A 21,722-nucleotide genomic window follows, 5' to 3' on the forward strand; every position below is an offset into this window, starting at 1 on the left:
AGAGATGTCCCTTCGCGCGAGTGAAACCGTCTACTCAAAAAATAATAAGTCACTCACTAACATGGATAAAAATCGCAATTTGCCTGCCAGTAGTTTTCATTCACTGACTTTTTTTGCCGGTCTGTGTATTGGCCTGTCTCCGGTAGCTCAGGCTGTCGCCGCGGGCGATCAAGATAAAAAACAAGAAGATACGTTGGTTGTTGAAGCGGCCAAACCTTCGTTATACGCCCCAACGCAGTCTGCCGACCCTAAGTTCTCCCGCCCGCTAGCGGATACAACCCGCACCATGACAGTGATTTCTGAGCAGGTGATTAAGGATCAAGGTGCAACCAATCTGACCGATGCGCTGAAAAACGTACCGGGCGTTGGCGCGTTTTTCGCCGGTGAGAACGGTAACTCCACCACCGGTGACGCGGTGTACATGCGTGGTGCGGATACCTCGAACAGTATTTATATCGACGGTATCCGAGATATTGGCAGCGTTACGCGCGACACTTTCAATACCGAACAGGTTGAAGTGATCAAAGGCCCCTCCGGCACCGACTATGGCCGTAGCGCACCAACGGGCTCCATCAATATGATCAGCAAACAGCCGCGCACCGACTCAGGGATCGATGCCTCGGCCAGCGTCGGTAGCGCCTGGTTCCGCCGTGGTACGCTGGACATTAACCAGGTCATCGGCGAGACCACCGCTGCACGGTTAAACCTGATGGGTGAAAAAACGCATGATGCCGGTCGCGATAACGTTAAGAATGAACGTTATGGTGTGGCCCCCTCTCTCGCCTTTGGCTTAGGCACTGAGAACCGACTGTATCTGAACTATCTGCATGTCACCCAGCACAACACCCCGGATGGCGGTGTCCCCACCATCGGTCTGCCGGGATATTCCGCACCTTCCGCGGGGACTGCTGCACTGAATCAGTCAGGAAAAGTGGATACGCATAACTTCTACGGTACCAACTCGGATTACGACGATTCAACGACCGATACCGCAACGATGCGTTTTGAACATGATCTGAACGACAGCACCACTATTCGCAACACCACCCGCTGGTCACGCATTAAGCAGGATTATCTGATGACGGCGGTGATGGGCGGCGCGACTAACATCACCCAACCCACCAGCAGCGTCGACACCTGGACCTGGTCACGCCTGGCTAATACCAAAGATGTCAGCAATAAGATCCTGACCAACCAGACCAACCTGACCTCAAAATTTTACACGGGCTCCATCGGTCACGACATCAGCACCGGCGTGGAGCTAACGCGTGAAACGCAAACCAACTATGGTGTAAACCCGATCACCCCGCCGCCGGTAAATATCTATCATCCCGACAGCAATGTGAATATCGGTGGATTATCTCGTAACGGCGCTAATGCTAACGGGCAAACCGATACCTTCGGTGTATACGCCTTTGATACGCTACAGATTACCCGTGAGTTTGAACTAAACGGTGGTATTCGCCTCGACAATTACCGCACGGAATATGACAGCGCCACCGCTTGCGGCGCTTCTGGTCGCGGCGCGGTCGCGTGTCCGACAGGCGTGGCGAAAGGTTCTCCGGTCACCACCGTGGATACTGCCAAATCAGGCAATCTGGTGAACTGGAAAGCGGGCGCGCTGTATCACCTGACCGATAACGGTAACGTTTACATTAACTACGCCGTTTCTCAGCAACCGCCGGGCGGCAGCAACTTTGCCCTCGCTCAGGGCGGAAGCGGTAACAGTGCGAACCGTACCGATTTCAAACCGCAGAAAGCGAAAACCAGCGAGATCGGCACCAAATGGGAGGTGCTGGATAAGCGCCTGCTGTTAACTGCCGCGATTTTCCGTACGGATATTGAGAACGAAGTTGAGCAGAACGACGACGGCACATATTCCCAGTACGGGGAGAAGCGCGTTGAAGGTTACGAACTCTCGGTAGCAGGGAACATCACTCCCGCATGGCAGGTTATTGGGGGTTACACCCAGCAGCGCGCGACGATCCACAGCGGCAAAAACGTTGCTCAGGATGGTTCTTCATCTCTGCCGTATACGCCAGAACATGCGTTCACGCTGTGGAACCAGTATCAGGCTACCGATGATATCTCTGTTGGCGCGGGCGCTCGCTACGTGGGCAGTATGCATCGCGGTTCCGACGGGGCCGTGGGTACGCCATCCTACACCGAAGGTTACTGGGTCGCCGACGCGAAACTGGGTTATCGCGTGAATCGCAATCTCGATTTCCAGTTGAACGTCTATAACCTGTTCGACACCGATTATGTATCCTCCATTAATAAGAGTGGATACCGTTACCATCCGGGTGAGCCAAGAACCTTCCTGCTCACGGCAAATATGCATTTCTGATCTTTTACGTGGGGCGTAAGCCCCACTTTCAGGAGAAACACTGATGATGTATCACATTCCCGGCATTCTGTCGGCGCAGGATGTCGCCTGGTTTCGCGAACAGCTGGACGCTGCCGACTGGGTTGATGGCCGCGCAACCACGGGCGCTCAGGGCGCGCAGGTTAAAAACAACCAGCAGGTGAATACGCAAAGTGAACGTTACGGCGTTTTACAACAGGCGGTACAAAACGCGGTGAACAACAGCGCGTTATTCTTCGCCGCTGCATTACCGAAAACGCTCTCCACACCGCTGTTCAATCGCTACCAGGACAACGAGACCTACGGTTTTCACGTTGACGGCGCGGTGCGTAGTCATCCGCAAAACGGCTGGATGCGCACAGATCTTTCCGCCACCTTATTCCTGAGTAATCCCGACGATTATGAGGGAGGAGAGCTGCTGGTCAATGACACCTACGGCCAGCATGCGGTAAAACTTCCGGCAGGCGATCTGGTACTTTACCCTTCCAGCAGCCTGCACTGCGTTACGCCGGTGACCCGTGGGGTTCGGGTGGCATCCTTTATGTGGCTCCAGTCGATGATCCGGGACGATAAAAATCGCGCCATGCTTTTTGAACTGGATAAAAACATCCAGTCCCTGAAGACACGTCATGGGGAGAGTAGCGAGATCCTGTCGCTTCTCAATCTCTACCATAACCTGCTGCGCGAATGGTCTGAAATCTGATACCGCTGACGCGTGGTCGTTTTTCAGCCATCACATTCGCTATACTTATTCTGTAGACATCAGCAGGAGGTAGGTATGGCATCCGGATGGGCAAATGACGACGCTGTTAACGAACAGATCAACAATACTATTGAAGATGCTGTTGCCCGCGCCCGCGGTGAGTTACCGACGGGGGAAAGTCTGTATGAATGCGAAGAATGTGGTAATCCAATCCCTCAGGCCAGACGGGAGGCCGTGCCCGGCGTACGCTTGTGCATCACATGCCAGCAGGATAAAGATTCACATAGCGCTGCATTTTCAGGATATAATCGCAGAGGTTCGAAAGACAGCCAGCTACGTTGACTTATCTTTACCGAAAGTTTCAGCGCATACGATTTCCTTTACGAGCACGCTTTTTTGCACTCTGTGTAGCAAATTGTGCCGTTGTCGGTTTCTCTGTAAAGCGCAATGACAAGAACTGTAAATCCCTCTTTCGAATTTATTAATATTCAATAAGTTATTTGTCATTCAATTTTTTTGATTAATGTCGTCAATTCTATTCGATTTTATCTCGCATAAAAAAACGTGATACTTCTCACATCGACGAAACAACGTCTTCTTAAAGAACACTGACTAACAGAACAAACCTGCGAGAAATTAATCATGAAAAATATCAAATTTGCTGTTGCCGCCATCGCTCTGTCTACCCTGTCATTTGGCGTTTTCGCTGCCGAGCCAGTTTCCTCTACTCAGGCGCAAAACATGAACAAAATTGGTGTGGTATCTGCTGACGGCGCCACCACGCTGGACGGCCTGGAAGCAAAACTGGCTGAAAAAGCGACTGCTGCTGGCGCAACGGGTTACAGCATCACTTCCGCTATCGGCAAAGACAAAATGAGCGGCACCGCGGTTATCTATAAATAACCGAAAGATTACCTGTACGACCCAATGCTCCAACCCTCATTGACCCTGTTTGTTACCCTTTGTTTGCCCGTCCGCCACTGGACGGGCTTTTTTTTTGCTTAGTGTTCCAGTCGTTGACGGAATTCCTGCAACACGGCGTCTGGCATCCCTATTTGCAACGCCGCCTCGCAAATCGCCTGCCAGCTTCCGGCATCCAGCGGAATACCTTGCTCCAGCCGTTCTTCACGAGTATTCACCTCCCACTCCCCTGGCAACAGGATCGGGGCATCTTCAGCATGGGGGGACGCTTTCACCCACTTAGCAAAGGCCGTGACCTGGTTGTCGCAGTCCGGCGCGCCAAACAGTTCCGGATTCATAATGATGGTCGTCATACAGTTAATGATGGCATCCGCGCTGGTCTGCAGGCTCTCTTCATGTGTGGTTTTACCACCAGAAAGCGCTCCCCCCATAATTTCGCACATTGCCGCCAGCGCATAACCCTTGTGTTGGGCGAAGGTCAGCAACGACCCCAGCGGAGAGACCTGCATTACGGCGGGATCGGTTGTGGGTACCCCATTAGCATCAATCAGGCATCCCGGAGCCACCGGCTCACCCTTGTGCCATGCCACGCGGGTTTTGCCAAACGCGATGGCGCTGGTTGCATAGTCCAGCAACAACGGGAACGTATTTTTACGCGGGAACACCACGCAGAAGGGGTTGGTGCCAAATCGACTATCGCGGCCATGAAACGGTGCGACCATCGGGATCCCTACCACATTCACAAAGTGCACCGAAACAAAACCCGCCGCCGCACATTGCTCTGCCCAGTAGCCAATGCGTCCAATATGGTGCGAATTATGTAATGCCACGGCAGCGATACCGTACTGGCGCGCTTTTTCGATCCCAAGCGTAATTGCCTCGTGGGCCGCCACCTGACCAAATGCGCAGTCGCCGTCAAGCGTAATCACCGCTCCCGCATCGTTGACCACTTTGGCATGACGGTTGATCTGCAGGTGTCCCTGCGAAAATGAGCGAATATAGCTTGGGATCATGCCGATACCGTGGGAGTCGTGGCCGGCGAGGTTAGAGGCTATCAGATGATCGGCCACCAGCCGCGCCTCCAGCTCATTGCTTCCCATCTGGTGAAAAACGGCCTGGATAAAGGCGTGCAGCGTTGGCACATGGAAGCGATGTCCAGTGTTCATTGTTATCTCCTGTTGTGTCGCGTGTTGATTGTGGTTCTTATTTTTCAACAAACTATGCTGCGCCACAGCGCTCAGGAGATCAATAAACGTGCAGAAATTTCACGTTGCCGGAAAGCGTGAACCGACGGGACTGGCAAATGACCCGTCGGGAGAAAGAAAAATCAGAAGCTTTGCTCGACGCGGTCAAGTCCTTCAGCCAGCGTCGCGGATTCACCGGTTGCTACCAGGCAGCAGGCCATCTGGATTTTCAGCGATGCCGGAACCGGCTCACTGCCCGCCAGACAACGCTCAATCCAGCGCGCGGTAGTTTCCGGGTCTTTAGCCACCGGCAGTGGGACCGGCTCATCGGGCATCTCGCTCTGCCGGTCCTGTAGCACTCGCACGCCGGACGAATCTATCAGGCTTATCTGCGGGCAGCGCTGCGGGTTGGCGTACACTTCACCCTCGGTACCGTGCATCAACAGGGCACGCCCACCGATATCGCCGAAAAATTTCGCCACGCGCGACACGTATTCCGGGTGAGAAACGCTGGAAAGACGCAGCGCGGCATCTTCGGCAAACGGCGTGGCTAATTTAGCCAGCGTATGCGCACTGTTACGCACGCCCATTCGCCAGCGCATCGCCAGCTGTTTTTCCAGCGGAGGACACAGCGCACTCACCGGGATAAACACCGGCTCATGACCATCCAGCTTTGCCTGCGCCTGCCCGGCATGCAGCGTCGGCGCAATCCCCATCAGTTCGAAAATGGTTTCAGTCAGCACGCGGGTTGGATCCTCGCTGACACCGTGCACCACCACCGGGAAGCCCAGCTTATGCAGTAAAATCGCCAGCAGCGGAGTCAAATTTGCCTGCTTGCGCGCGCCATTGTAACTGGGAATGACAATCGGCATGGGTTTGGCCACTGGCGGAGTCAGGCGAATGGTGTGGTTCTGCATCGCTTCGTAAAAGCCCAGCATCTCCGCTTCGCCTTCGCCTTTAATGCGCAGCGCAATCAGTACACCGCCCATCTCAAGATCGGGCACCTCGCCGTTCATCATATGGGTATACAGTCCGCGAGCAGTATCCTTATCCAGGTCACGCGCGTGATTTTTTCCTCGCCCAATCTCTTTGATGATTTTGCGGTAATCCATCGATAACTCCTTGCCTGTTGCTCGCATCGTTAACGCCGACGGCGACGCGTGGGTTTCGCTTTTTCTTTTGGTTTTACTATAACGTCTGGCACAGCAGGTTGCTCTATAGGAAATATGGGTAATGCGTTCAGTAAACGCTTGCCATAGCTTTTGGTCAATAAACGCTTGTCATAAATAACCACTTCTCCCCAGCAGCCGTGGCTACGAATGAGTCGCCCAACCTGCTGGATCAAATTGAACGACGCTGCGGGCAAGCTCTGCACCTCAAAGGGGTAGCGGTTCAGGCTTTTCAGCCACTCGCCCTCGGTGATCACCACCGGGCTGTCGATAGGCGGAAAAGCAATTTTGTGAATATGCACCTGGGTCAGCAAGTCGCCTTTCAAATCCAGACCTTCGGCAAAAGATTGCAGCCCAATCAGTACGCTACGCTCGCCGTTGGTCACCCGCTTGCGGTGCAGCTCCACCAGTCGATAGCGCGGCTGGTCGCCCTGTACCAGCAACAGCAGACGCAGATCGGTAACGTGCTCAAGAAAACGCTGCATTGCCCGACCGCTGGCAAAGAGTACCAGCATGCCCTGATGCTTTTTACTTTCCAGCTGTTCGCGGAAATAGGCGGCCATTTCCGCGATATGCTGCTCTTCGTTATCAATTGACGGTTCGTAGCGCATCTGCGGAATGACGATTTTGCCTTGCTCAACGTGATTAAACGGTGAATCCAGCGCGATAAACCGGTCCCCTGCTTTTTCTTTCAGCCCGCTCATCTCCTGCAAACGCGAGAAGCTGTTGAGCGAACGCAGCGTGGCGGAGGTCACGATAATATGCGGTACGCTGCGCCACAGCAGTCGTTCAAGCTGATCGCTCACACGGATCCCCACACAGTGGAACCAGACGTGGATCTGCCCGTCACGCACTTCGCGCGTCGCCCATTTACTCACCGGCGCGCCTGACGACTGCGCGAGCGAAGCCAGCCGCCACAGTTTGCTTTGCGCCTCAAACATGCCCAACGCCCGATTCATCTGCAAAATAACCCGATGCAGACGCACAATATCGTGGGTGCCGGTTTTTTCGCTGAGATCGTTGAGGAACAGTTCCGCCAGACCGCGCAGCATTTCTGTTAGCTTCGCCAGACGCTGACAAATCTCCATCACTTCCGCAGGCAGTTCGCCCATCGCGAAGCGGTGTTCCGCCTCCTGGGTCGCAGGCATGTACAGATTAAGAATGTTATTGAGCGATGAAATCAGCTCATACAGTTCCTCACAGTGACCGTTCAGACGCTCGGCATTCGCCAGCGGCGGCGTGGTTTTTGGACGAAACTGTTCCAGGCAGGTGGCCACTAATTTGCAAAACAGATCCAACTGCAGTCGATACCAGGGGGCGCTGATTTCTGCGCTCATCTCCAGCGCATCACGCGCGACGTCCGGCAAATGGTGACCTTCATCAAGAACCAGCAGCAGGTTCTTCGGCTCCGGCAAAACAGCTTCGCTTTCCATGGCCGCCATCACCAGCGCGTGGTTAGCCACCACCACTTCGGCTTCCTGAATCTCACGGCGGGCGACAAAAAAGGGGCATTCACGATAGTAGTGACAGTTACGATTCAAACAGCTGGCTTTATCAGTGCTCAGGCGCTGCCAGAGTCCGTCGTCGATAGCGATATCCGTGTGATCGCGCAGCCCGTCCCACTTGTAGCTGTCGAGATCGCCTTTTAGCCTGGCGCAGCGCTTTTGTTCTTCCTGGTTGTTGGGCGTCAGGTCATCATCGAGAAAGGCCAACAGATCCTGCTGATTGGGTTCGCTACTGGCCAGCGCCGCTAAATTACGCGGGCAGACATAACGCCCGCGACCAAACGCGGCGGTAAAACGCAGATCGGGGATAATTTTGCGCAGCAGCGGTAAATCTTTGCTGTAGATCTGATCCTGTAAAGCAACGTTGGCGGTACTGACCACCAGCGTTTTTTGTTCTTCACGCGCTATGGCAATACCGGGAATCAGGTACGACAGCGTTTTCCCCACCCCGGTCGGCGCTTCAATTGCCAGATGCCGCCCTTCTTCCCCAGTGAGCGTTTTCGCGACGTCAGCAATCATCTGCCGCTGCGGCGCACGGGGAATAAAGTCGGGGATCTGTTCCTGAAGCGCCTTATACCAGGCGGCAATTTGCGCTTTTAGCGCAGCCGTTAGTGCCATGAGAAAACCTGAAATACTGTATAAACAGCCACTATTGTGGCACTTTCTGATACGTGTCGCAAAAAGAAAAGCCCGACCTTTCGGCCGGGCTCGCAATTACTGCGCTGAAGACGGTTTGCGCGGACGGCGCGGTGGACGAGGCTTATCGCCCGCCGGTTTGCCTTCGCCGCTACGCGGTTTCGCTTTTGGCGCACCGCCATCCTGACGACGCGGCTGCTGGCCACGCCCTGCGCCACCCTGACTGCGACCACCGCCGCCACGCTGCTGGCGACCATTCTGGATCGGCTCGGCTTTGATGGACGGGTCTGGCTCGTAGCCTGGCATCGCAATTCGCGGGATCTCTTTTTTCAGCAGCTTCTCGATGTCACGCAGCAGCTTGTGTTCATCAACGCACACCAGAGACAACGCTTCGCCGGTAGCGGCCGCACGACCGGTACGACCAATACGGTGCACATAATCTTCCGGGACGTTTGGCAGCTCGTAGTTCACCACGTGCGGCAGCTCTTCAATATCCAGACCGCGCGCGGCAATATCGGTTGCCACCAGCACACGAATATCACCGGATTTAAAATCAGCCAGCGCACGCGTACGCGCCCCCTGAGATTTATTACCGTGGATCGCCGCGCTGCGAATGCCGTCTTTATTCAGCTGTTCCGCCAGATGGTTCGCACCATGTTTGGTACGGGTAAACACCAGCACCTGCTGCCAGTTGCCCTGACCGATCATCTGCGACAACAGTTCACGTTTACGCTTTTTATCAACGAAATGAACGTGCTGAGTCACCTGCTCTGACGCGGTATTACGGCGCGCCACTTCGATTTCCAGCGGATTGTGCAGCAGCTTTTCGGCCAGCGACTTAATATCATCAGAGAACGTTGCTGAGAACAGCAGGTTCTGGCGTTTTGCCGGCAATTTCGCCAGAACGCGACGGATATCATGAATAAAGCCCATATCCAGCATGCGGTCAGCTTCATCCAGTACCAGAATCTCAACCTGATCCAGTTTCACCGCATTCTGGTGTTCCAGATCGAGCAAACGACCAGGCGTGGCGATCAGCACATCCACACCGCCGCGCAGCTTCATCATCTGCGGGTTAATGCTCACGCCGCCGAAGACCACCAGCGAGCGAATATTCAGATACTTACTGTAATCACGTACGTTTTCGCCAATCTGGGCCGCCAGTTCGCGGGTTGGCGTAAGGATCAGCGCACGCACCGGACGACGGCTTTTGCCATGCGGCTGATGGGTAATCAGGTGCTGCAACAGCGGCAGGGTAAAACCTGCCGTTTTCCCCGTACCGGTCTGGGCGCTAGCCATCAGATCGCGGCCTTCCAGCACGGCAGGGATCGCCTGCTGCTGAATAGGGGTAGGTTCACGGTAACCCTGCTCGGCAACGGCACGTAAAATATCAGGGTTTAAACCAAGGGAATCAAAAGACATAACAACTCCGAACCCCCCTGACCGTTACCGGTGTCGTTTTCAGGGAGATACATATAATAAAGATGACAAAAACCACAATGTCATGAAGGGGCGGAGTGTAGCAGTTTTTGTGATATGCCGCATAAATTATCCCTGCGCTGAAAAATAACGGTCCGGACTGGACAAGGTTACACATCAGTCATAATCTTAATCAATCGATTGATTAAGATCTGAGTCGTGCTATGAATACACCCACCATGACAACCAAAGGTGAACAGGCGAAAAATCAGCTCATTGCCGCCGCGCTGGCGCAGTTTGGCGAGTATGGTCTGCACGCCACAACGCGCGATATCGCCGCGCAGGCCGGGCAAAATATTGCTGCCATCACCTACTATTTTGGCTCAAAAGAGGATTTATATCTCGCCTGCGCCCAGTGGATTGCGGATTTTATCGGCTCACAGTTTCGCCCGCACGCTGAAGAAGCCGAGCGTCTGTTTGCTCAGCCGGAACCGGATCGTGGCGCGATGCGCGAACTGATCCTCCGCGCCTGCAAAAATATGATCATGCTGTTAACCCAGGACGATACCGTTAACCTGAGCAAATTTATTTCGCGCGAACAGCTTTCCCCCACCGCGGCTTATCAACTGGTGCACGACCAGGTTATCAATCCGCTACATACTCACCTGACGCGCCTGATTGCTGCCTATACCGGCGGCGATGCCAACGATACCCAAATGATCCTGCACACCCACGCCCTACTCGGCGAGGTACTGGCCTTTCGTCTGGGGAAAGAAACCATTCTGTTGCGTACGGGCTGGTCACAATTTGATGAGGATAAAACGGCGCTGATTGACCAAACGATCACCTGTCACATCGATCTTATTCTGCAAGGTTTAACGCAAAGGAGTCTGGAGTCATGAAAAAACCTGTCGTTCTCGGGCTGGTCATCGCGGCCCTCGTTGCCGTGATTGCCGGTGGAACGTGGTGGTATCAAAGTCGGCAAGATAACGGTCTGACGCTGTACGGCAATGTCGATATCCGTAGCGTCAACCTGAGTTTTCGCGTCGGCGGCAGGCTGGCCTCGCTGGCGGTTGACGAAGGCGATGCCATTACCGCCGGTCAGGTGCTGGGCGAACTGGACCGTGCACCGTACGAAAACGCATTAATGCAGGCAAAAGCGAATGTTGCCGCCGCCCAGGCGCAATACGATCTGATGCTGGCAGGGTATCGTGAAGAGGAGATCGCGCAAACCGCAGCGGCAGTCAAACAGGCGCAGGCAGCCTATGATTACGCGCAAAACTTTTACAATCGGCAGGTGGGATTGTGGAAAAGCCGCACTATCTCCGCCAACGATCTGGAAAACGCCCGTTCATCACGCGATCAGGCGCTGGCCTCTCTGAAATCCGCACAGGATAAACTCACCCAATACCGCAGCGGTAATCGTGTGCAGGACATTGAGCAGGCGAAAGCCACGCTCGAACAAGCTCAGGCCGAGCTGGCCCAGGCAGAGCTTAATTTGCATGACACCACGCTGACCTCCCCGTCTGACGGCACGTTACTCACCCGTGCGGTCGAACCCGGCAGCATGCTGAACGAAGGGGGCACGGTACTGACGCTGTCACTCACGCGTCCGGTATGGGTTCGCGCCTACGTTGATGAACGAAATCTGAGCCAGGCGCAGCCAGGACGCGAAATCCTGCTTTACACCGATGGCCGTCCGGACAAACCGTATCACGGTAAAATCGGCTTCGTGTCGCCCACCGCCGAGTTTACCCCAAAAACAGTCGAGACCCCTGACCTGCGCACCGACCTGGTTTATCGCCTGCGTATTGTGGTGACCGACGCGGACGATGCGCTGCGCCAGGGAATGCCGGTAACGATAAAGTTCAGCGATGAGGCACGGCATGAATGACGCCGTCATTACGCTGAATGGACTGACGAAAAACTTTGCCGGAATGGATAAACCGGCCGTCGCCCCGCTCGACTGTACCGTTCATGCGGGCTACGTGACCGGGCTGGTCGGGCCGGATGGCGCTGGCAAAACCACGCTGATGCGAATGCTGGCAGGGCTGTTGAAACCCGACGCCGGTAGCGCAACGGTAATTGGTTTTGATCCCATCAAAGACGACAGCGCGCTGCATGCGGTACTGGGGTACATGCCGCAGAAATTTGGTCTGTATGAAGATTTGACCGTCATGGAGAACCTTAATCTCTATGCAGATTTACGTAGCGTTACCGGTGAAGCGCGAGAAAAAACCTTTGCCCGACTACTGGAATTTACCTCGCTGGGGCCGTTTACCGGACGACTGGCCGGCAAGCTTTCCGGCGGCATGAAGCAGAAGCTCGGACTTGCCTGTACGCTGGTCGGTGAACCCAGCGTGTTACTGCTGGATGAGCCTGGCGTGGGCGTCGACCCTATTTCCCGTCGCGAACTGTGGCAAATGGTTCATGAGCTGGCCGGGGACGGCATGCTGATCCTCTGGAGCACTTCGTATCTGGATGAAGCTGAACAATGCCGTGATGTGCTGCTGATGAACGAAGGTGAATTGCTGTATCAGGGCGATCCCACTCAGCTTACGCAAACCATGTCGGGTCGCAGCTTCCTGATGAGCAGTTCGCAGGAAAATAACCGCCGACTGCTGCAACGCACGTTAAAACTGCCGCAGGTTAGCGACGGGATGATTCAGGGGAAATCCGTCCGCTTAATCCTGAAAAAAGAAGCGACGGCCCAGCAGATTCAAAACGCTGACGGCATGCCGAAGATAACCATCAACGAAACCGCCCCCCGCTTCGAGGATGCCTTTATCGATTTACTCGGCGGGGCCGGAACATCGGAGTCCCCGCTGGGCGCTATCCTGCATACCGTGGAAGGCACGCCAGGTGAAACGGTGATCGAAGCCAAAGCGCTGACCAAAAAATTTGGCGATTTTGCCGCTACCGACCACGTAGACTTTGCCGTGCAGCGCGGCGAGATTTTTGGTTTGTTAGGCCCCAACGGCGCGGGCAAATCCACCACCTTTAAAATGATGTGCGGCCTGCTGGTCCCCACCTCGGGTAAAGCGCTGGTGCTGGACATGGACCTGAAGGTCAGCTCCGGTAAAGCGCGCCAGCATCTGGGCTATATGGCGCAAAAATTCTCCCTGTATGGCAACCTGACGGTTGAACAGAACCTGCGCTTTTTCTCCGGCGTCTACGGCCTGCGCGGTCGGGCGCAGAAGGAGAAAATCGAGCGGATGAGCGAGGCATTCGGCCTGAAGAGTATCGCCTCCCACGCCACCGACGAACTGCCGCTGGGCTTTAAACAGCGCCTGGCGCTGGCCTGTTCGCTGATGCATGAACCCGACATTCTGTTCCTCGATGAACCCACTTCCGGGGTCGATCCCCTCACCCGTCGGGAGTTCTGGTTACATATCAACAGTATGGTGGAAAAAGGCGTCACGGTGATGGTGACCACCCACTTTATGGATGAGGCAGAATACTGCGATCGCATCGGGCTGGTGTATCGCGGCAAACTGATTGCCAGCGGTACGCCGGACGACCTGAAAGCTCAGGCTGCTGACAGTGAGACGCCAGACCCGACCATGGAACAGGCCTTTATCACGCTAATCAATGACTGGGATAAGGAGCATACGCATGAGTAACTCCGTTCTCTCCTGGCGTCGCATACGCGCGCTGTGCGTGAAAGAGACGCGCCAGATCGTCCGCGATCCCAGCAGTTGGCTGATTGCGGTGGTGATCCCGCTGCTGCTGCTGTTTATCTTCGGCTACGGGATCAACCTCGACTCCAGCAAGCTGCGGGTAGGGATTTTGCTCGAACAGCAAAGCGAAGAGGCGCTGGATTTTACCCATACCATGACCGGTTCACCGTATATTGACGCCACCATCAGCGATAACCGTCAGGAATTGATTGAGAAAATGCAGGCCGGGCGCATTCGCGGGCTGGTGGTGATCCCGGTGGATTTCGCCCAGCAGATGGCGCGACCCAACGACGTGGCGCCGATCCAGGTGATCACCGACGGCAGTGAACCGAATACCGCTAACTTTGTACAGGGTTATGTCGAAGGCATCTGGCAGATTTGGCAACAACAGCGGGCGGAAGATCGCGGAGAATCATTTGAACCTTTGATCGACGTGCAGACCCGCTACTGGTTTAACCCGGCGGCCATCAGCCAACATTTTATTATTCCCGGGGCGGTAACCATCATCATGACGGTTATTGGCGCTATCCTCACCTCATTAGTGGTGGCGCGCGAATGGGAGCGCGGAACCATGGAAGCGCTGTTGTCTACCGAAGTCACCCGCGTCGAACTGCTGCTGTGCAAACTGATCCCCTATTACTTTCTGGGCATGCTGGCGATGCTGCTGTGTATGCTGGTGTCGGTGTTCATTCTCGGCGTGCCTTATCGCGGTTCGTTGCTGATCCTGTTTTTCATTACCAGTCTGTTTCTGCTCAGCACGCTCGGCATGGGGTTGCTTATCTCCACCATCACCCGCAATCAGTTTAACGCCGCGCAGGTCGCGCTAAACGCCGCCTTCCTGCCTTCGATTATGCTGTCGGGTTTTATCTTCCAGATAGACAGCATGCCGGCGATTATCCGGGCAGTAACCTATATTATTCCGGCTCGTTATTTCGTCAGCACCCTACAAAGCCTGTTTCTGGCGGGAAATATTCCGGTGGTGCTGATTATCAACGTGCTGTTTTTAATCGCTTCGGCGGTGATGTTTATTGGCCTGACGTGGCTTAAAACCAAACGTCGGCTGGATTAAGGGGACGGGCATGTTTCATCGCTTATGGACATTAATTCGTAAAGAGCTGCAATCGCTGTTACGTGAACCGCAGACGCGAGCCATTCTGATTTTACCGGTGCTGATTCAGGTTATTCTGTTCCCGTTCGCGGCCACGCTGGAAGTCACCAACGCCACTATCGCTATCTATAACGAAGACAACGGTAAACATTCGGTGGAGCTAACCCAGCGCTTCGCTCGCGCCAGCGCCTTTACGCACGTTCTGCTGCTGAAAAGCCCGCAGGAGATCCAGCCCACCATCGACACGCAAAAAGCCCTGTTGCTGGTGCGCTTCCCGGCCAACTTTTCGCGTAATCTGGATACCTTTCAGCAGGCTCCCATGCAGATTATTCTCGACGGGCGTAACTCTAACAGTGCGCAAATTGCCGCGAATTACCTGCAACAAATCGTTAAGGAGTATCAGCAGGAGCTGATGGACGGCAAGCCGAAACCGAACAACAGCGAGCTGGTGGTGCGTAACTGGTATAACCCGAATCTGGATTACAAATGGTTTGTGGTTCCGTCGCTGATCGCCATGATCACCACCATCGGCGTCATGATCGTCACTTCGCTCTCGGTTGCCCGCGAGCGCGAGCAGGGCACGCTGGATCAACTGCTGGTCTCCCCGCTTACCACCTGGCAGATATTCATCGGTAAAGCGGTGCCCGCGTTAATTGTGGCAACGTTTCAGGCCACCATTGTGCTGGCGATCGGCATCTGGGCTTATCACATCCCGTTTGCCGGTTCACTGGCGCTGTTCTATTTCACGATGGTGATTTACGGGCTGTCGCTGGTCGGCTTTGGTCTGCTGATTTCATCACTGTGCGCCACCCAGCAGCAGGCGTTTATCGGCGTGTTTGTGTTTATGATGCCGGCGATTTTACTTTCAGGCTACGTCTCGCCGGTCGAAAATATGCCGGTCTGGCTACAGAATCTGACGTGGATAAACCCAATCCGCCATTTTACGGACATCACGAAACAGATTTACCTGAAGGATGCGAGTCTGCAGATTGTGTGGGGAAGTTTGTGGCCGCTGTTGGTAATAGCGGCCACGACCGGCTCAGCGGCGTATGCGATGTTTAGACGCAAGGTGATGTAGCTTTTTGTCTTTCGCCAACAGCGAGACCACGGCGGGTCCGGCAAGGATCACCAGCCCCGCCAGGGCCAGCAAGACGTTGTTTTGCAGCACGCGCGACAGCAACCACAGTACGATCATCGCGGCACCGAAATACCACGTGGTAGTCAGCTCTTCCAGCACATCAGCTACGTCGCGCCAGCGCTGTTCATGGTGACGTTGCAAGGCCAGCATTAATAAAACCGTTACGCCGTAAACGACGCATAATCCCAGGCCGACGCGCACCAGCGTACCGCTCATCCAGCCCATTACCAGCAACGCCACTACCAGTAAATGCAACACAATCTGCCAGCAACTTAGACCCGTTGCGACACGAACACGTTGTTGCCACCTCATGGCTTTTCTCCTGAAGGATTTTCAACTAATTATTCAGAGTACCGGACTTTACGGAAAATTCCGCAACACCGCATCTTTTTGTGACGACGACTACACTATTTTATTTAGGAAGTGACGCCAACGGGAGGCTCATGAGCGGATCGGGAGTTCAATTTTCATTCAATGTGCTCACCATTAATACTCACAAAGGGTTCACCGCCTTCAACCGGCGTTTTATTTTGCCTGAACTACGGGAGGCTGTCAGAACGGTCGGGGCAGACATTGTGTGCCTGCAGGAAGTTATGGGCGCGCACGATGCTCACTCGCTGCAGATTGAGAACTGGCCGGATACCACCCACTACGAATTTCTGGCGGACACGATGTGGAGCGACTTCGCCTACGGGCGTAACGCCGTGTACCCGCAAGGGCATCACGGTAACGCGGTGTTGTCGCGTTATCCTATTGAACATTATGAAAATCGCGATGTGTCCGTCGGCGCGAGTGAAAAGCGCGGGGTCCTCTACTGCCGCATCGCGCCGCCAATGCTCTCGCACCCAATCCATGTCATGTGCGTGCATCTCGGTTTGCGTGAAGCACACCGTCAGGCCCAGCTCGCTATGCTGGCTGACTGGGTCAATGCCCTGCCCGACGCGGAGCCTGTGGTGATCGCCGGAGATTTTAACGACTGGCGGCAAACGGCCAATCACCCGTTGAAAGCCAGGGCCGGCCTTGACGAGATTTTTACCCGCGCCCACGGTCGCCCGGCGCGGACGTTTCCGGTGCAGTTTCCCCTGCTGCGTCTGGACAGGATCTATGTGAAAAACGCGAATGCCAGTACCCCAACGACGCTGGCGCTGCGTCACTGGCGACATTTGTCCGATCATGCCCCCCTGAGTGCGGAGATTCATTTATGAAAAATGGCTGGCGTGAAGGCAATCAAATTCAACTGCTGGAAAACGGCGATCAATACTATCCCGCCGTCTTTGACGCCATTGCACAGGCACAGCAAAAAATTATCCTTGAGACTTTTATCTGGTTTGAAGATGCGGTCGGAAAACAGCTGCATGCCGCCTTGCTCGGAGCCGCCCAGCGCGGAATCAAAGCAGAGGTGTTGCTGGACGGTTACGGCTCGCCGGATCTTAGCGACAGTTTTGTCGAAGAGTTGACCGTAGCAGGCGTTGTTTTCCGCTACTACGATCCGCGCCCGCGTCTGTTCGGTATGCGCACCAATCTCTTTCGCCGTATGCATCGCAAAATTGTGGTCATTGATGATCGTGTTGCCTTTGTCGGCGGTATTAATTATTCCGCTGAACACATGTCTGATTACGGTCCCGAGGCCAAGCAGGATTACGCCGTTCGCGTGGAAGGTCCAGTCGTGGCCGACATCCTGAAATTCGTGCTGGATAACTTACCAGGACAGAGCGCCGTACGACGCTGGTGGCGACGTCATCACCGGGCAATTGAGAATCATCGGCCAGGCGAAGCGCAGGCGCTGTTTGTCTGGCGCGATAACGAAGAGCATCGCGATGATATTGAACGCCACTATTTGAAAATGCTGACCCAGGCCCGGCGGGAAGTGATCATTGCCAATGCCTATTTCTTTCCGGGTTATCGCCTGCTGCATGCCCTACGAAAAGCTGCGCGACGCGGCGTTCGGGTAAAACTCATCGTCCAGGGTGAACCGGATATGCCGATTGTGAAAGTGGGTGCCCGCCTGCTGTATAACTATCTGGTTAAAGGCGGCGTCCATGTCTATGAATACCGGCGTAAGCCCCTGCATGGTAAAGTCGCGCTGATGGACGATCATTGGGCGACGGTAGGTTCCAGCAATCTCGACCCGCTCAGTCTGTCGCTCAATCTGGAGGCGAATCTTATTATTCATGACCGCACGTTTAACCAGACCCTGCGTGACAACCTGAACCCCATTATTGCGCAGGACTGCAAGCGAGTTGATGAATCAATGCTGCCAAAACGCACCTGGTGGAACCTGACCAAAAGCGTGCTGGCCTTCCACTTTTTACGCCACTTCCCGGCGCTGGTCGGCTGGCTACCGGCGCATACCCCGCATCTGGCCGAGGTAGAACCACCCGCACAGCCAACTCTGGAAACCCAGGATCGTATTCCAACTGAGGATGCAGGAGGGGAAACCTGATGCCAAAAAACCACCGACGCTGGCGCTTAGCGAAAAAGATCCTCACATGGCTATTTTTTATTGCGGTCATCGTATTGCTGGTCGTTTATGCCAGTAAGGTCAACTGGCAGGAAGTGTGGACGGTAATTCGCGATTACAATCGGATCGCCCTGCTCAGCGCCGTAGGGCTGGTGATTGTCAGTTATTTACTTTACGGCTGCTATGACCTGCTCGGGCGCTACTACTGCGGGCACAAGCTGGCAAAACGCCAGGTCATGCTGGTGTCGTTTATCTGTTACGCCTTCAACCTGACGTTAAGCACCTGGGTGGGCGGTATTGGGATGCGTTATCGTCTCTACTCGCGTCTCGGATTACCGGGGAGCACAATTACGCGAATTTTTTCACTGAGCATTACCACCAACTGGCTGGGCTATATTCTGCTGGGCGGTTTTATTTTCACCTTCGGCGTCGTTGAACTGCCCGCGCACTGGTATATCGATGAAGGTACGCTACGCCTCTTAGGCATTGCGCTGCTGCTGATGATTGTTGTTTATCTGTGGTTTTGCGCTTTCGCTAAACATCGCCACATCACCATCAAGGGCCAAAAACTGGTACTGCCCTCCTGGAAATTTGCCCTCGCGCAAATGGCGATATCCGGTACTAACTGGATGGTAATGGGGGCGATTATCTGGCTGTTGCTGGGTCAGAATATCAACTATTTCTTCGTGCTGGGCGTACTACTGGTGAGCAGTATTGCCGGTGTTATCATGCATATTCCGGCGGGGATTGGCGTGCTGGAGGCGGTCTTTATGGCGCTGCTGGCAGGAGAGAATACCTCTCAGGGGACAATCATTGCCGCCCTGCTCGCGTATCGCGTGCTGTACTATTTTATTCCGCTGCTGCTGGCGCTGATGTGCTATTTGCTGCTGGAGAGTCGGGCGAAAAAGTTGCGGGTAAAAAACGAGAAGGCGATGGCGAAATGATTCACCGGATGGCGGCTTACGCCATCCGGCAACAGAGAATTAACGACGATTGCCGAAGATACGCAGCAGCATCAGGAACAGGTTGATGAAGTCCAGATACAGCGTTAAGGCCCCAAGAATTGCGTATTTACGCAGATTTGAGCTGTCACGCAGGTCGATCTGCTCACCGATATTTTTCAGCTTCTGCGTGTCATAAGCGGTCAGGCCGACAAACACAATCACCCCAATATAGGTCACCGCCCACATCAGCGCTTCGCTCTTCAGCCAGAAGTTAACCAGCGAGGCCAGCACAATACCGATCAGCGCCATAAACAGCATATTGCCGAAGCCGCTCAGATCGCGTTTGGTAGTGTAGCCGTACAAACTCATGATCCCGAACATCCCGCCGGTGACCACAAAGGTGCTGGCGATAGACGAGTAGGTATAGACGATAAAAATGCTTGATAGCGTCAGCCCGGTTAATGCCGAATAGAGCATAAACAGCGTGGTCGCCATTCCCGCGCTAAGCCTTTGCACCATGCCGGACAGGACGAACACCAGCGCTAGCTGGGCGATGATCAGTCCAAAGAAGGTGATTTTGCTGGAGAAGACAAACATCATCACCGCGGGCGTATTTGCCGCATACCAGGCGATAAACGCCGTCAGCAACAATCCGCAGGTCATCCAGCCGTACACCTGCGCCATATACGTTTGCAGGCCGGAACGGGCCTGTACAATAGAATCGGATCGTGGGAATCGGTCCATGACAATCTCCTGAATCAGTATGAGCCTACACCAATTGTACTCTACCAGCGTTTTGCTGCTAGCTTATCGCTGTCGCGGGCATCAACCCAGCGCTCACCTTCTGGCGTGGCCTCGCGCTTCCAGAACGGTGCGCGGGTTTTCAGATAATCCATAATGAACTGCCCGGCATCAAACGCGCTGCTGCGATGCGCACTGGTCACGCCAACAAAAACGATTTCGTCACCCGGCCACAGTTCGCCAATGCGATGAATGACCGTTACTCGTCCCAGCGGCCAGCGCGCACGCGCTTCGTCGACAATCTCCGCCAGCGCTTTTTCGGTCATTCCCGGATAGTGTTCCAGCGTTAACGCCTGCACGCTATCGCCGAGATTGTGATTGCGGACTTTACCGGTGAAAGTGACCACCGCGCCATCTTCATCGCGTTCGGCCAGCCAGGGATACTCATCCCCGACGCTGAACGGCGCATGACCAACAACAATTCGCGTTTCAGCCATCTTAGCCTCCGGTTACCGGTGGGAAGAAAGCCACTTCGTCACCCGCATTAAGGGGATGGTCAAAACTGACCAGCGTCTGGTTTACCGCTGCCAGCAGCTTGCCGTCTTCCAGCGCCAACGCCCAGCGATCGCTTTTTGCCGCAAGACTCCGGCGCAACGCTTCTACCGTTGCAAACTCAGCGGCGACCTCTATCGCATCCGTGTTCACCAATTCCCGTACCTGAGCAAAGAAAAGAACCTTAATCATGCGCATCCACCTTAAAATCTCCCGATTTACCGCCGCTTTTAGCCAGCAGACGCACCGGACCAATCACCATATCCTTTTGCACCGCTTTGCACATATCGTAGATGGTCAACGCTGCCACGGAGGCCGCCGTTAACGCTTCCATTTCGACGCCGGTTTTCCCGGTCAGGCGACACAGCGTTTCAATGCGTACGCGGTTGTGTTCCGGCTCGGCGTGCAGATTAACTTCAACCTTGCTCAACATCAGCGGATGGCACAGCGGGATAAGATCCCAGGTCCGTTTGGCGGCCTGAATACCGGCAATACGCGCCGTGGCGAAAACGTCGCCCTTATGGTGGCTGCCGTCGATAATCATCGCCAGCGTTTCGCTACGCATGGTCACGAATGCTTCTGCACGCGCCTCGCGTACGGTTTCCGCTTTGGCGGAGACATCCACCATATGCGCTTCGCCAGCGGCGTTAATATGAGTCAGTTGCGACATACTTATTTCTTCAAATGTGGGTGGAAATTACACGGACGCGTACGGGCATCGAGCTGCGGCGCAATGATATTTTCCCATGCGGTACGACACGCCTTAGTCGACCCAGGCATGGCGAAAATCAGCGTTTTGTTGGCCACTCCGGCAATCGCCCGGGATTGCAGCGTCGCGGTGCCAATCTCTTCAAACGACAGCATACGGAATACTTCACCAAACCCTTCGACTTCTCTGTCGAACAGCGGTTGCAGCGCTTCTGGCGCCTGGTCCCCTTCGGTTAAGCCCGTGCCGCCTGTAATGAGCACAACCTGCACATCCTCACTGGCAATCCATGCAGAAACCTGGGCGCGAATGGCGTAGCGGTTCTCTTTGACAATCGCCTTGTCGACAATCTGATGACCCGCCTCTTGCGCCGAGTCACGCAGATAATGGCCGGAGGTGTCATCTTCTTCGCCGCGACGGTTGGAAACAGTAAGAATAGCAATGCGTGTCGGGATAAATTCAGCGCTTACCTGACTCATGAAAAACTCCT

22 protein-coding genes are annotated in these 21,722 nt (G+C 54.7%); 12 read left to right on the forward strand and 10 right to left on the reverse strand.

Annotated features, from left to right (window positions below; translation table 11 throughout):
- Nucleotides 1-61: 61 nt before the first annotated feature.
- The 4 genes from HV302_RS16555 to ybiJ all read left to right on the forward strand — a co-directional run bounded on the left by HV302_RS16555 (nucleotide 62) and on the right by ybiJ (nucleotide 3,971).
- Complete coding sequence (locus HV302_RS16555; protein WP_181546250.1) at nucleotides 62-2,347, forward strand: catecholate siderophore receptor Fiu; 2,286 nt, start codon at nucleotides 62-64, stop codon at nucleotides 2,345-2,347.
- A gap of 43 nt (nucleotides 2,348-2,390) precedes the next feature.
- Nucleotides 2,391-3,068: a PKHD-type hydroxylase YbiX gene (ybiX, locus tag HV302_RS16560; protein WP_047359437.1), complete on the forward strand. Its 678-nt coding sequence runs from the start codon at nucleotides 2,391-2,393 to the stop codon at nucleotides 3,066-3,068.
- A 75-nt stretch (nucleotides 3,069-3,143) separates the two neighbouring features.
- The gene (locus HV302_RS16565; RefSeq protein ID WP_003035233.1) at nucleotides 3,144-3,410 is read left to right on the forward strand and encodes a DksA/TraR family C4-type zinc finger protein; all 267 of its coding nucleotides are present in this window, start codon (nucleotides 3,144-3,146) and stop codon (nucleotides 3,408-3,410) included.
- A gap of 300 nt (nucleotides 3,411-3,710) precedes the next feature.
- The gene (gene ybiJ, locus HV302_RS16570; protein WP_016152363.1) at nucleotides 3,711-3,971 is read left to right on the forward strand and encodes a DUF1471 family protein YbiJ; all 261 of its coding nucleotides are present in this window, start codon (nucleotides 3,711-3,713) and stop codon (nucleotides 3,969-3,971) included.
- A gap of 98 nt (nucleotides 3,972-4,069) precedes the next feature.
- Here ybiJ and HV302_RS16575 read toward each other — a convergent pair whose 3' ends face one another.
- The 4 genes from HV302_RS16575 to rhlE all read right to left on the reverse strand — a co-directional run bounded on the left by HV302_RS16575 (nucleotide 4,070) and on the right by rhlE (nucleotide 9,905).
- Nucleotides 4,070-5,155 carry a malate/lactate/ureidoglycolate dehydrogenase gene (locus tag HV302_RS16575; protein WP_104651554.1) on the reverse strand — a complete coding sequence of 362 codons (1,086 nt, stop codon included), beginning with the start codon at nucleotides 5,153-5,155 and terminating at the stop codon, nucleotides 4,070-4,072.
- Between the two features lie 161 nt (nucleotides 5,156-5,316).
- The gene (gene ybiB / locus HV302_RS16580) at nucleotides 5,317-6,285 is read right to left on the reverse strand and encodes a DNA-binding protein YbiB (protein ID WP_046274638.1); all 969 of its coding nucleotides are present in this window, start codon (nucleotides 6,283-6,285) and stop codon (nucleotides 5,317-5,319) included.
- 29 nt (nucleotides 6,286-6,314) lie between these two features.
- Nucleotides 6,315-8,465: an ATP-dependent DNA helicase DinG gene (dinG, locus tag HV302_RS16585; protein WP_046274637.1), complete on the reverse strand. Its 2,151-nt coding sequence runs from the start codon at nucleotides 8,463-8,465 to the stop codon at nucleotides 6,315-6,317.
- Between the two features lie 96 nt (nucleotides 8,466-8,561).
- Nucleotides 8,562-9,905 carry an ATP-dependent RNA helicase RhlE gene (rhlE, locus tag HV302_RS16590; protein ID WP_181626301.1) on the reverse strand — a complete coding sequence of 448 codons (1,344 nt, stop codon included), beginning with the start codon at nucleotides 9,903-9,905 and terminating at the stop codon, nucleotides 8,562-8,564.
- 221 nt (nucleotides 9,906-10,126) lie between these two features.
- Here rhlE and cecR point away from each other — a divergent pair, with 221 nt between their 5' ends.
- Genes cecR through HV302_RS16615 form a run of 5 tightly spaced genes read left to right on the forward strand, consistent with a single transcriptional unit; the run spans nucleotide 10,127 to nucleotide 15,768 of the window.
- A complete protein-coding gene (cecR, locus tag HV302_RS16595; protein WP_016152358.1) occupies nucleotides 10,127-10,804 on the forward strand; it encodes a transcriptional regulator CecR in 678 nt (225 codons plus the stop codon).
- On the forward strand, nucleotides 10,801-11,796 hold the full coding sequence (gene hlyD / locus HV302_RS16600; protein ID WP_019076344.1) for a secretion protein HlyD: 996 nt from the start codon (nucleotides 10,801-10,803) through the stop codon (nucleotides 11,794-11,796). The genes cecR and hlyD overlap by 4 nt, the downstream gene beginning before the upstream one ends.
- Nucleotides 11,789-13,525, forward strand: a complete 1,737-nt coding sequence (locus HV302_RS16605; protein WP_103283655.1) for an ATP-binding cassette domain-containing protein — start codon at nucleotides 11,789-11,791, stop codon at nucleotides 13,523-13,525. Before hlyD ends, HV302_RS16605 begins: the two co-directional genes overlap by 8 nt.
- Nucleotides 13,518-14,651 (forward strand): ABC transporter permease, encoded by a 1,134-nt coding sequence (locus HV302_RS16610; protein WP_181626302.1) that lies wholly within the window; start codon nucleotides 13,518-13,520, stop codon nucleotides 14,649-14,651. The genes HV302_RS16605 and HV302_RS16610 overlap by 8 nt, the downstream gene beginning before the upstream one ends.
- Nucleotides 14,652-14,661: 10 nt before the next feature.
- Nucleotides 14,662-15,768 (forward strand): ABC transporter permease, encoded by a 1,107-nt coding sequence (locus tag HV302_RS16615; RefSeq protein WP_016152354.1) that lies wholly within the window; start codon nucleotides 14,662-14,664, stop codon nucleotides 15,766-15,768.
- Here the strand turns inward: HV302_RS16615 and HV302_RS16620 are convergent.
- A complete protein-coding gene (locus HV302_RS16620; protein ID WP_016152353.1) occupies nucleotides 15,730-16,140 on the reverse strand; it encodes a YbhQ family protein in 411 nt (136 codons plus the stop codon). The two genes, HV302_RS16615 and HV302_RS16620, sit on opposite strands and share 39 nt — an antisense overlap.
- Nucleotides 16,141-16,271: 131 nt before the next feature.
- Here HV302_RS16620 and HV302_RS16625 point away from each other — a divergent pair, with 131 nt between their 5' ends.
- From HV302_RS16625 to HV302_RS16635, 3 genes are read left to right on the forward strand one after another with little or no spacing between them, the layout of a single operon-like run.
- Nucleotides 16,272-17,033, forward strand: coding sequence for an endonuclease/exonuclease/phosphatase family protein (locus tag HV302_RS16625; protein WP_053388796.1), 762 nt, complete (start codon nucleotides 16,272-16,274; stop codon nucleotides 17,031-17,033).
- On the forward strand, nucleotides 17,030-18,271 hold the full coding sequence (gene clsB, locus HV302_RS16630) for a cardiolipin synthase ClsB (protein WP_153646788.1): 1,242 nt from the start codon (nucleotides 17,030-17,032) through the stop codon (nucleotides 18,269-18,271). Before HV302_RS16625 ends, clsB begins: the two co-directional genes overlap by 4 nt.
- The gene (locus HV302_RS16635) at nucleotides 18,271-19,233 is read left to right on the forward strand and encodes a lysylphosphatidylglycerol synthase domain-containing protein (RefSeq protein ID WP_181626303.1); all 963 of its coding nucleotides are present in this window, start codon (nucleotides 18,271-18,273) and stop codon (nucleotides 19,231-19,233) included. The genes clsB and HV302_RS16635 overlap by 1 nt, the downstream gene beginning before the upstream one ends.
- A 39-nt stretch (nucleotides 19,234-19,272) precedes the next feature.
- Here HV302_RS16635 and HV302_RS16640 read toward each other — a convergent pair whose 3' ends face one another.
- The 5 genes from HV302_RS16640 to moaB are packed head-to-tail and all read right to left on the reverse strand — an operon-like array spanning nucleotide 19,273 to nucleotide 21,711.
- Complete coding sequence (locus HV302_RS16640) at nucleotides 19,273-19,977, reverse strand: Bax inhibitor-1/YccA family protein (protein ID WP_003831536.1); 705 nt, start codon at nucleotides 19,975-19,977, stop codon at nucleotides 19,273-19,275.
- A gap of 41 nt (nucleotides 19,978-20,018) precedes the next feature.
- Nucleotides 20,019-20,471 carry a molybdopterin synthase catalytic subunit MoaE gene (gene moaE / locus HV302_RS16645; protein ID WP_046274634.1) on the reverse strand — a complete coding sequence of 151 codons (453 nt, stop codon included), beginning with the start codon at nucleotides 20,469-20,471 and terminating at the stop codon, nucleotides 20,019-20,021.
- A 1-nt stretch (nucleotide 20,472) separates the two neighbouring features.
- Nucleotides 20,473-20,718 (reverse strand): molybdopterin synthase sulfur carrier subunit, encoded by a 246-nt coding sequence (gene moaD / locus HV302_RS16650; RefSeq protein WP_016152348.1) that lies wholly within the window; start codon nucleotides 20,716-20,718, stop codon nucleotides 20,473-20,475.
- Complete coding sequence (gene moaC, locus HV302_RS16655) at nucleotides 20,711-21,196, reverse strand: cyclic pyranopterin monophosphate synthase MoaC (RefSeq protein WP_003035188.1); 486 nt, start codon at nucleotides 21,194-21,196, stop codon at nucleotides 20,711-20,713. The genes moaD and moaC overlap by 8 nt, the downstream gene beginning before the upstream one ends.
- Before the next feature lie 2 nt (nucleotides 21,197-21,198).
- Nucleotides 21,199-21,711 (reverse strand): molybdenum cofactor biosynthesis protein B, encoded by a 513-nt coding sequence (moaB, locus tag HV302_RS16660; RefSeq protein WP_016152347.1) that lies wholly within the window; start codon nucleotides 21,709-21,711, stop codon nucleotides 21,199-21,201.
- Nucleotides 21,712-21,722: the final 11 nt, after the last annotated feature.

Source organism: Citrobacter sp. RHBSTW-00859 (genome assembly GCF_013729795.1).
Taxonomy (GTDB): domain Bacteria; phylum Pseudomonadota; class Gammaproteobacteria; order Enterobacterales; family Enterobacteriaceae; genus Citrobacter; species Citrobacter braakii.

Excerpts from the sequence above, each read along its gene's own strand:
- HV302_RS16555 (WP_181546250.1), top strand. The coding sequence starts at position 62 with ATGGATAAAAATCGCAATTTGCCTGCCAGTAGTTTTCATTCACTGACT.
- ybiX (WP_047359437.1), top strand. The coding sequence starts at position 2,391 with ATGATGTATCACATTCCCGGCATTCTGTCGGCGCAGGATGTCGCCTGG.
- HV302_RS16565 (WP_003035233.1), top strand. The coding sequence starts at position 3,144 with ATGGCATCCGGATGGGCAAATGACGACGCTGTTAACGAACAGATCAAC.
- ybiJ (WP_016152363.1), top strand. The coding sequence starts at position 3,711 with ATGAAAAATATCAAATTTGCTGTTGCCGCCATCGCTCTGTCTACCCTG.
- HV302_RS16575 (WP_104651554.1), bottom strand. The coding sequence starts at position 5,155 with ATGAACACTGGACATCGCTTCCATGTGCCAACGCTGCACGCCTTTATC.
- ybiB (WP_046274638.1), bottom strand. The coding sequence starts at position 6,285 with ATGGATTACCGCAAAATCATCAAAGAGATTGGGCGAGGAAAAAATCAC.
- dinG (WP_046274637.1), bottom strand. The coding sequence starts at position 8,465 with ATGGCACTAACGGCTGCGCTAAAAGCGCAAATTGCCGCCTGGTATAAG.
- rhlE (WP_181626301.1), bottom strand. The coding sequence starts at position 9,905 with ATGTCTTTTGATTCCCTTGGTTTAAACCCTGATATTTTACGTGCCGTT.
- cecR (WP_016152358.1), top strand. The coding sequence starts at position 10,127 with ATGAATACACCCACCATGACAACCAAAGGTGAACAGGCGAAAAATCAG.
- hlyD (WP_019076344.1), top strand. The coding sequence starts at position 10,801 with ATGAAAAAACCTGTCGTTCTCGGGCTGGTCATCGCGGCCCTCGTTGCC.
- HV302_RS16605 (WP_103283655.1), top strand. The coding sequence starts at position 11,789 with ATGAATGACGCCGTCATTACGCTGAATGGACTGACGAAAAACTTTGCC.
- HV302_RS16610 (WP_181626302.1), top strand. The coding sequence starts at position 13,518 with ATGAGTAACTCCGTTCTCTCCTGGCGTCGCATACGCGCGCTGTGCGTG.
- HV302_RS16615 (WP_016152354.1), top strand. The coding sequence starts at position 14,662 with ATGTTTCATCGCTTATGGACATTAATTCGTAAAGAGCTGCAATCGCTG.
- HV302_RS16620 (WP_016152353.1), bottom strand. The coding sequence starts at position 16,140 with ATGAGGTGGCAACAACGTGTTCGTGTCGCAACGGGTCTAAGTTGCTGG.
- HV302_RS16625 (WP_053388796.1), top strand. The coding sequence starts at position 16,272 with ATGAGCGGATCGGGAGTTCAATTTTCATTCAATGTGCTCACCATTAAT.
- clsB (WP_153646788.1), top strand. The coding sequence starts at position 17,030 with ATGAAAAATGGCTGGCGTGAAGGCAATCAAATTCAACTGCTGGAAAAC.
- HV302_RS16635 (WP_181626303.1), top strand. The coding sequence starts at position 18,271 with ATGCCAAAAAACCACCGACGCTGGCGCTTAGCGAAAAAGATCCTCACA.
- HV302_RS16640 (WP_003831536.1), bottom strand. The coding sequence starts at position 19,977 with ATGGACCGATTCCCACGATCCGATTCTATTGTACAGGCCCGTTCCGGC.
- moaE (WP_046274634.1), bottom strand. The coding sequence starts at position 20,471 with ATGGCTGAAACGCGAATTGTTGTTGGTCATGCGCCGTTCAGCGTCGGG.
- moaD (WP_016152348.1), bottom strand. The coding sequence starts at position 20,718 with ATGATTAAGGTTCTTTTCTTTGCTCAGGTACGGGAATTGGTGAACACG.
- moaC (WP_003035188.1), bottom strand. The coding sequence starts at position 21,196 with ATGTCGCAACTGACTCATATTAACGCCGCTGGCGAAGCGCATATGGTG.
- moaB (WP_016152347.1), bottom strand. The coding sequence starts at position 21,711 with ATGAGTCAGGTAAGCGCTGAATTTATCCCGACACGCATTGCTATTCTT.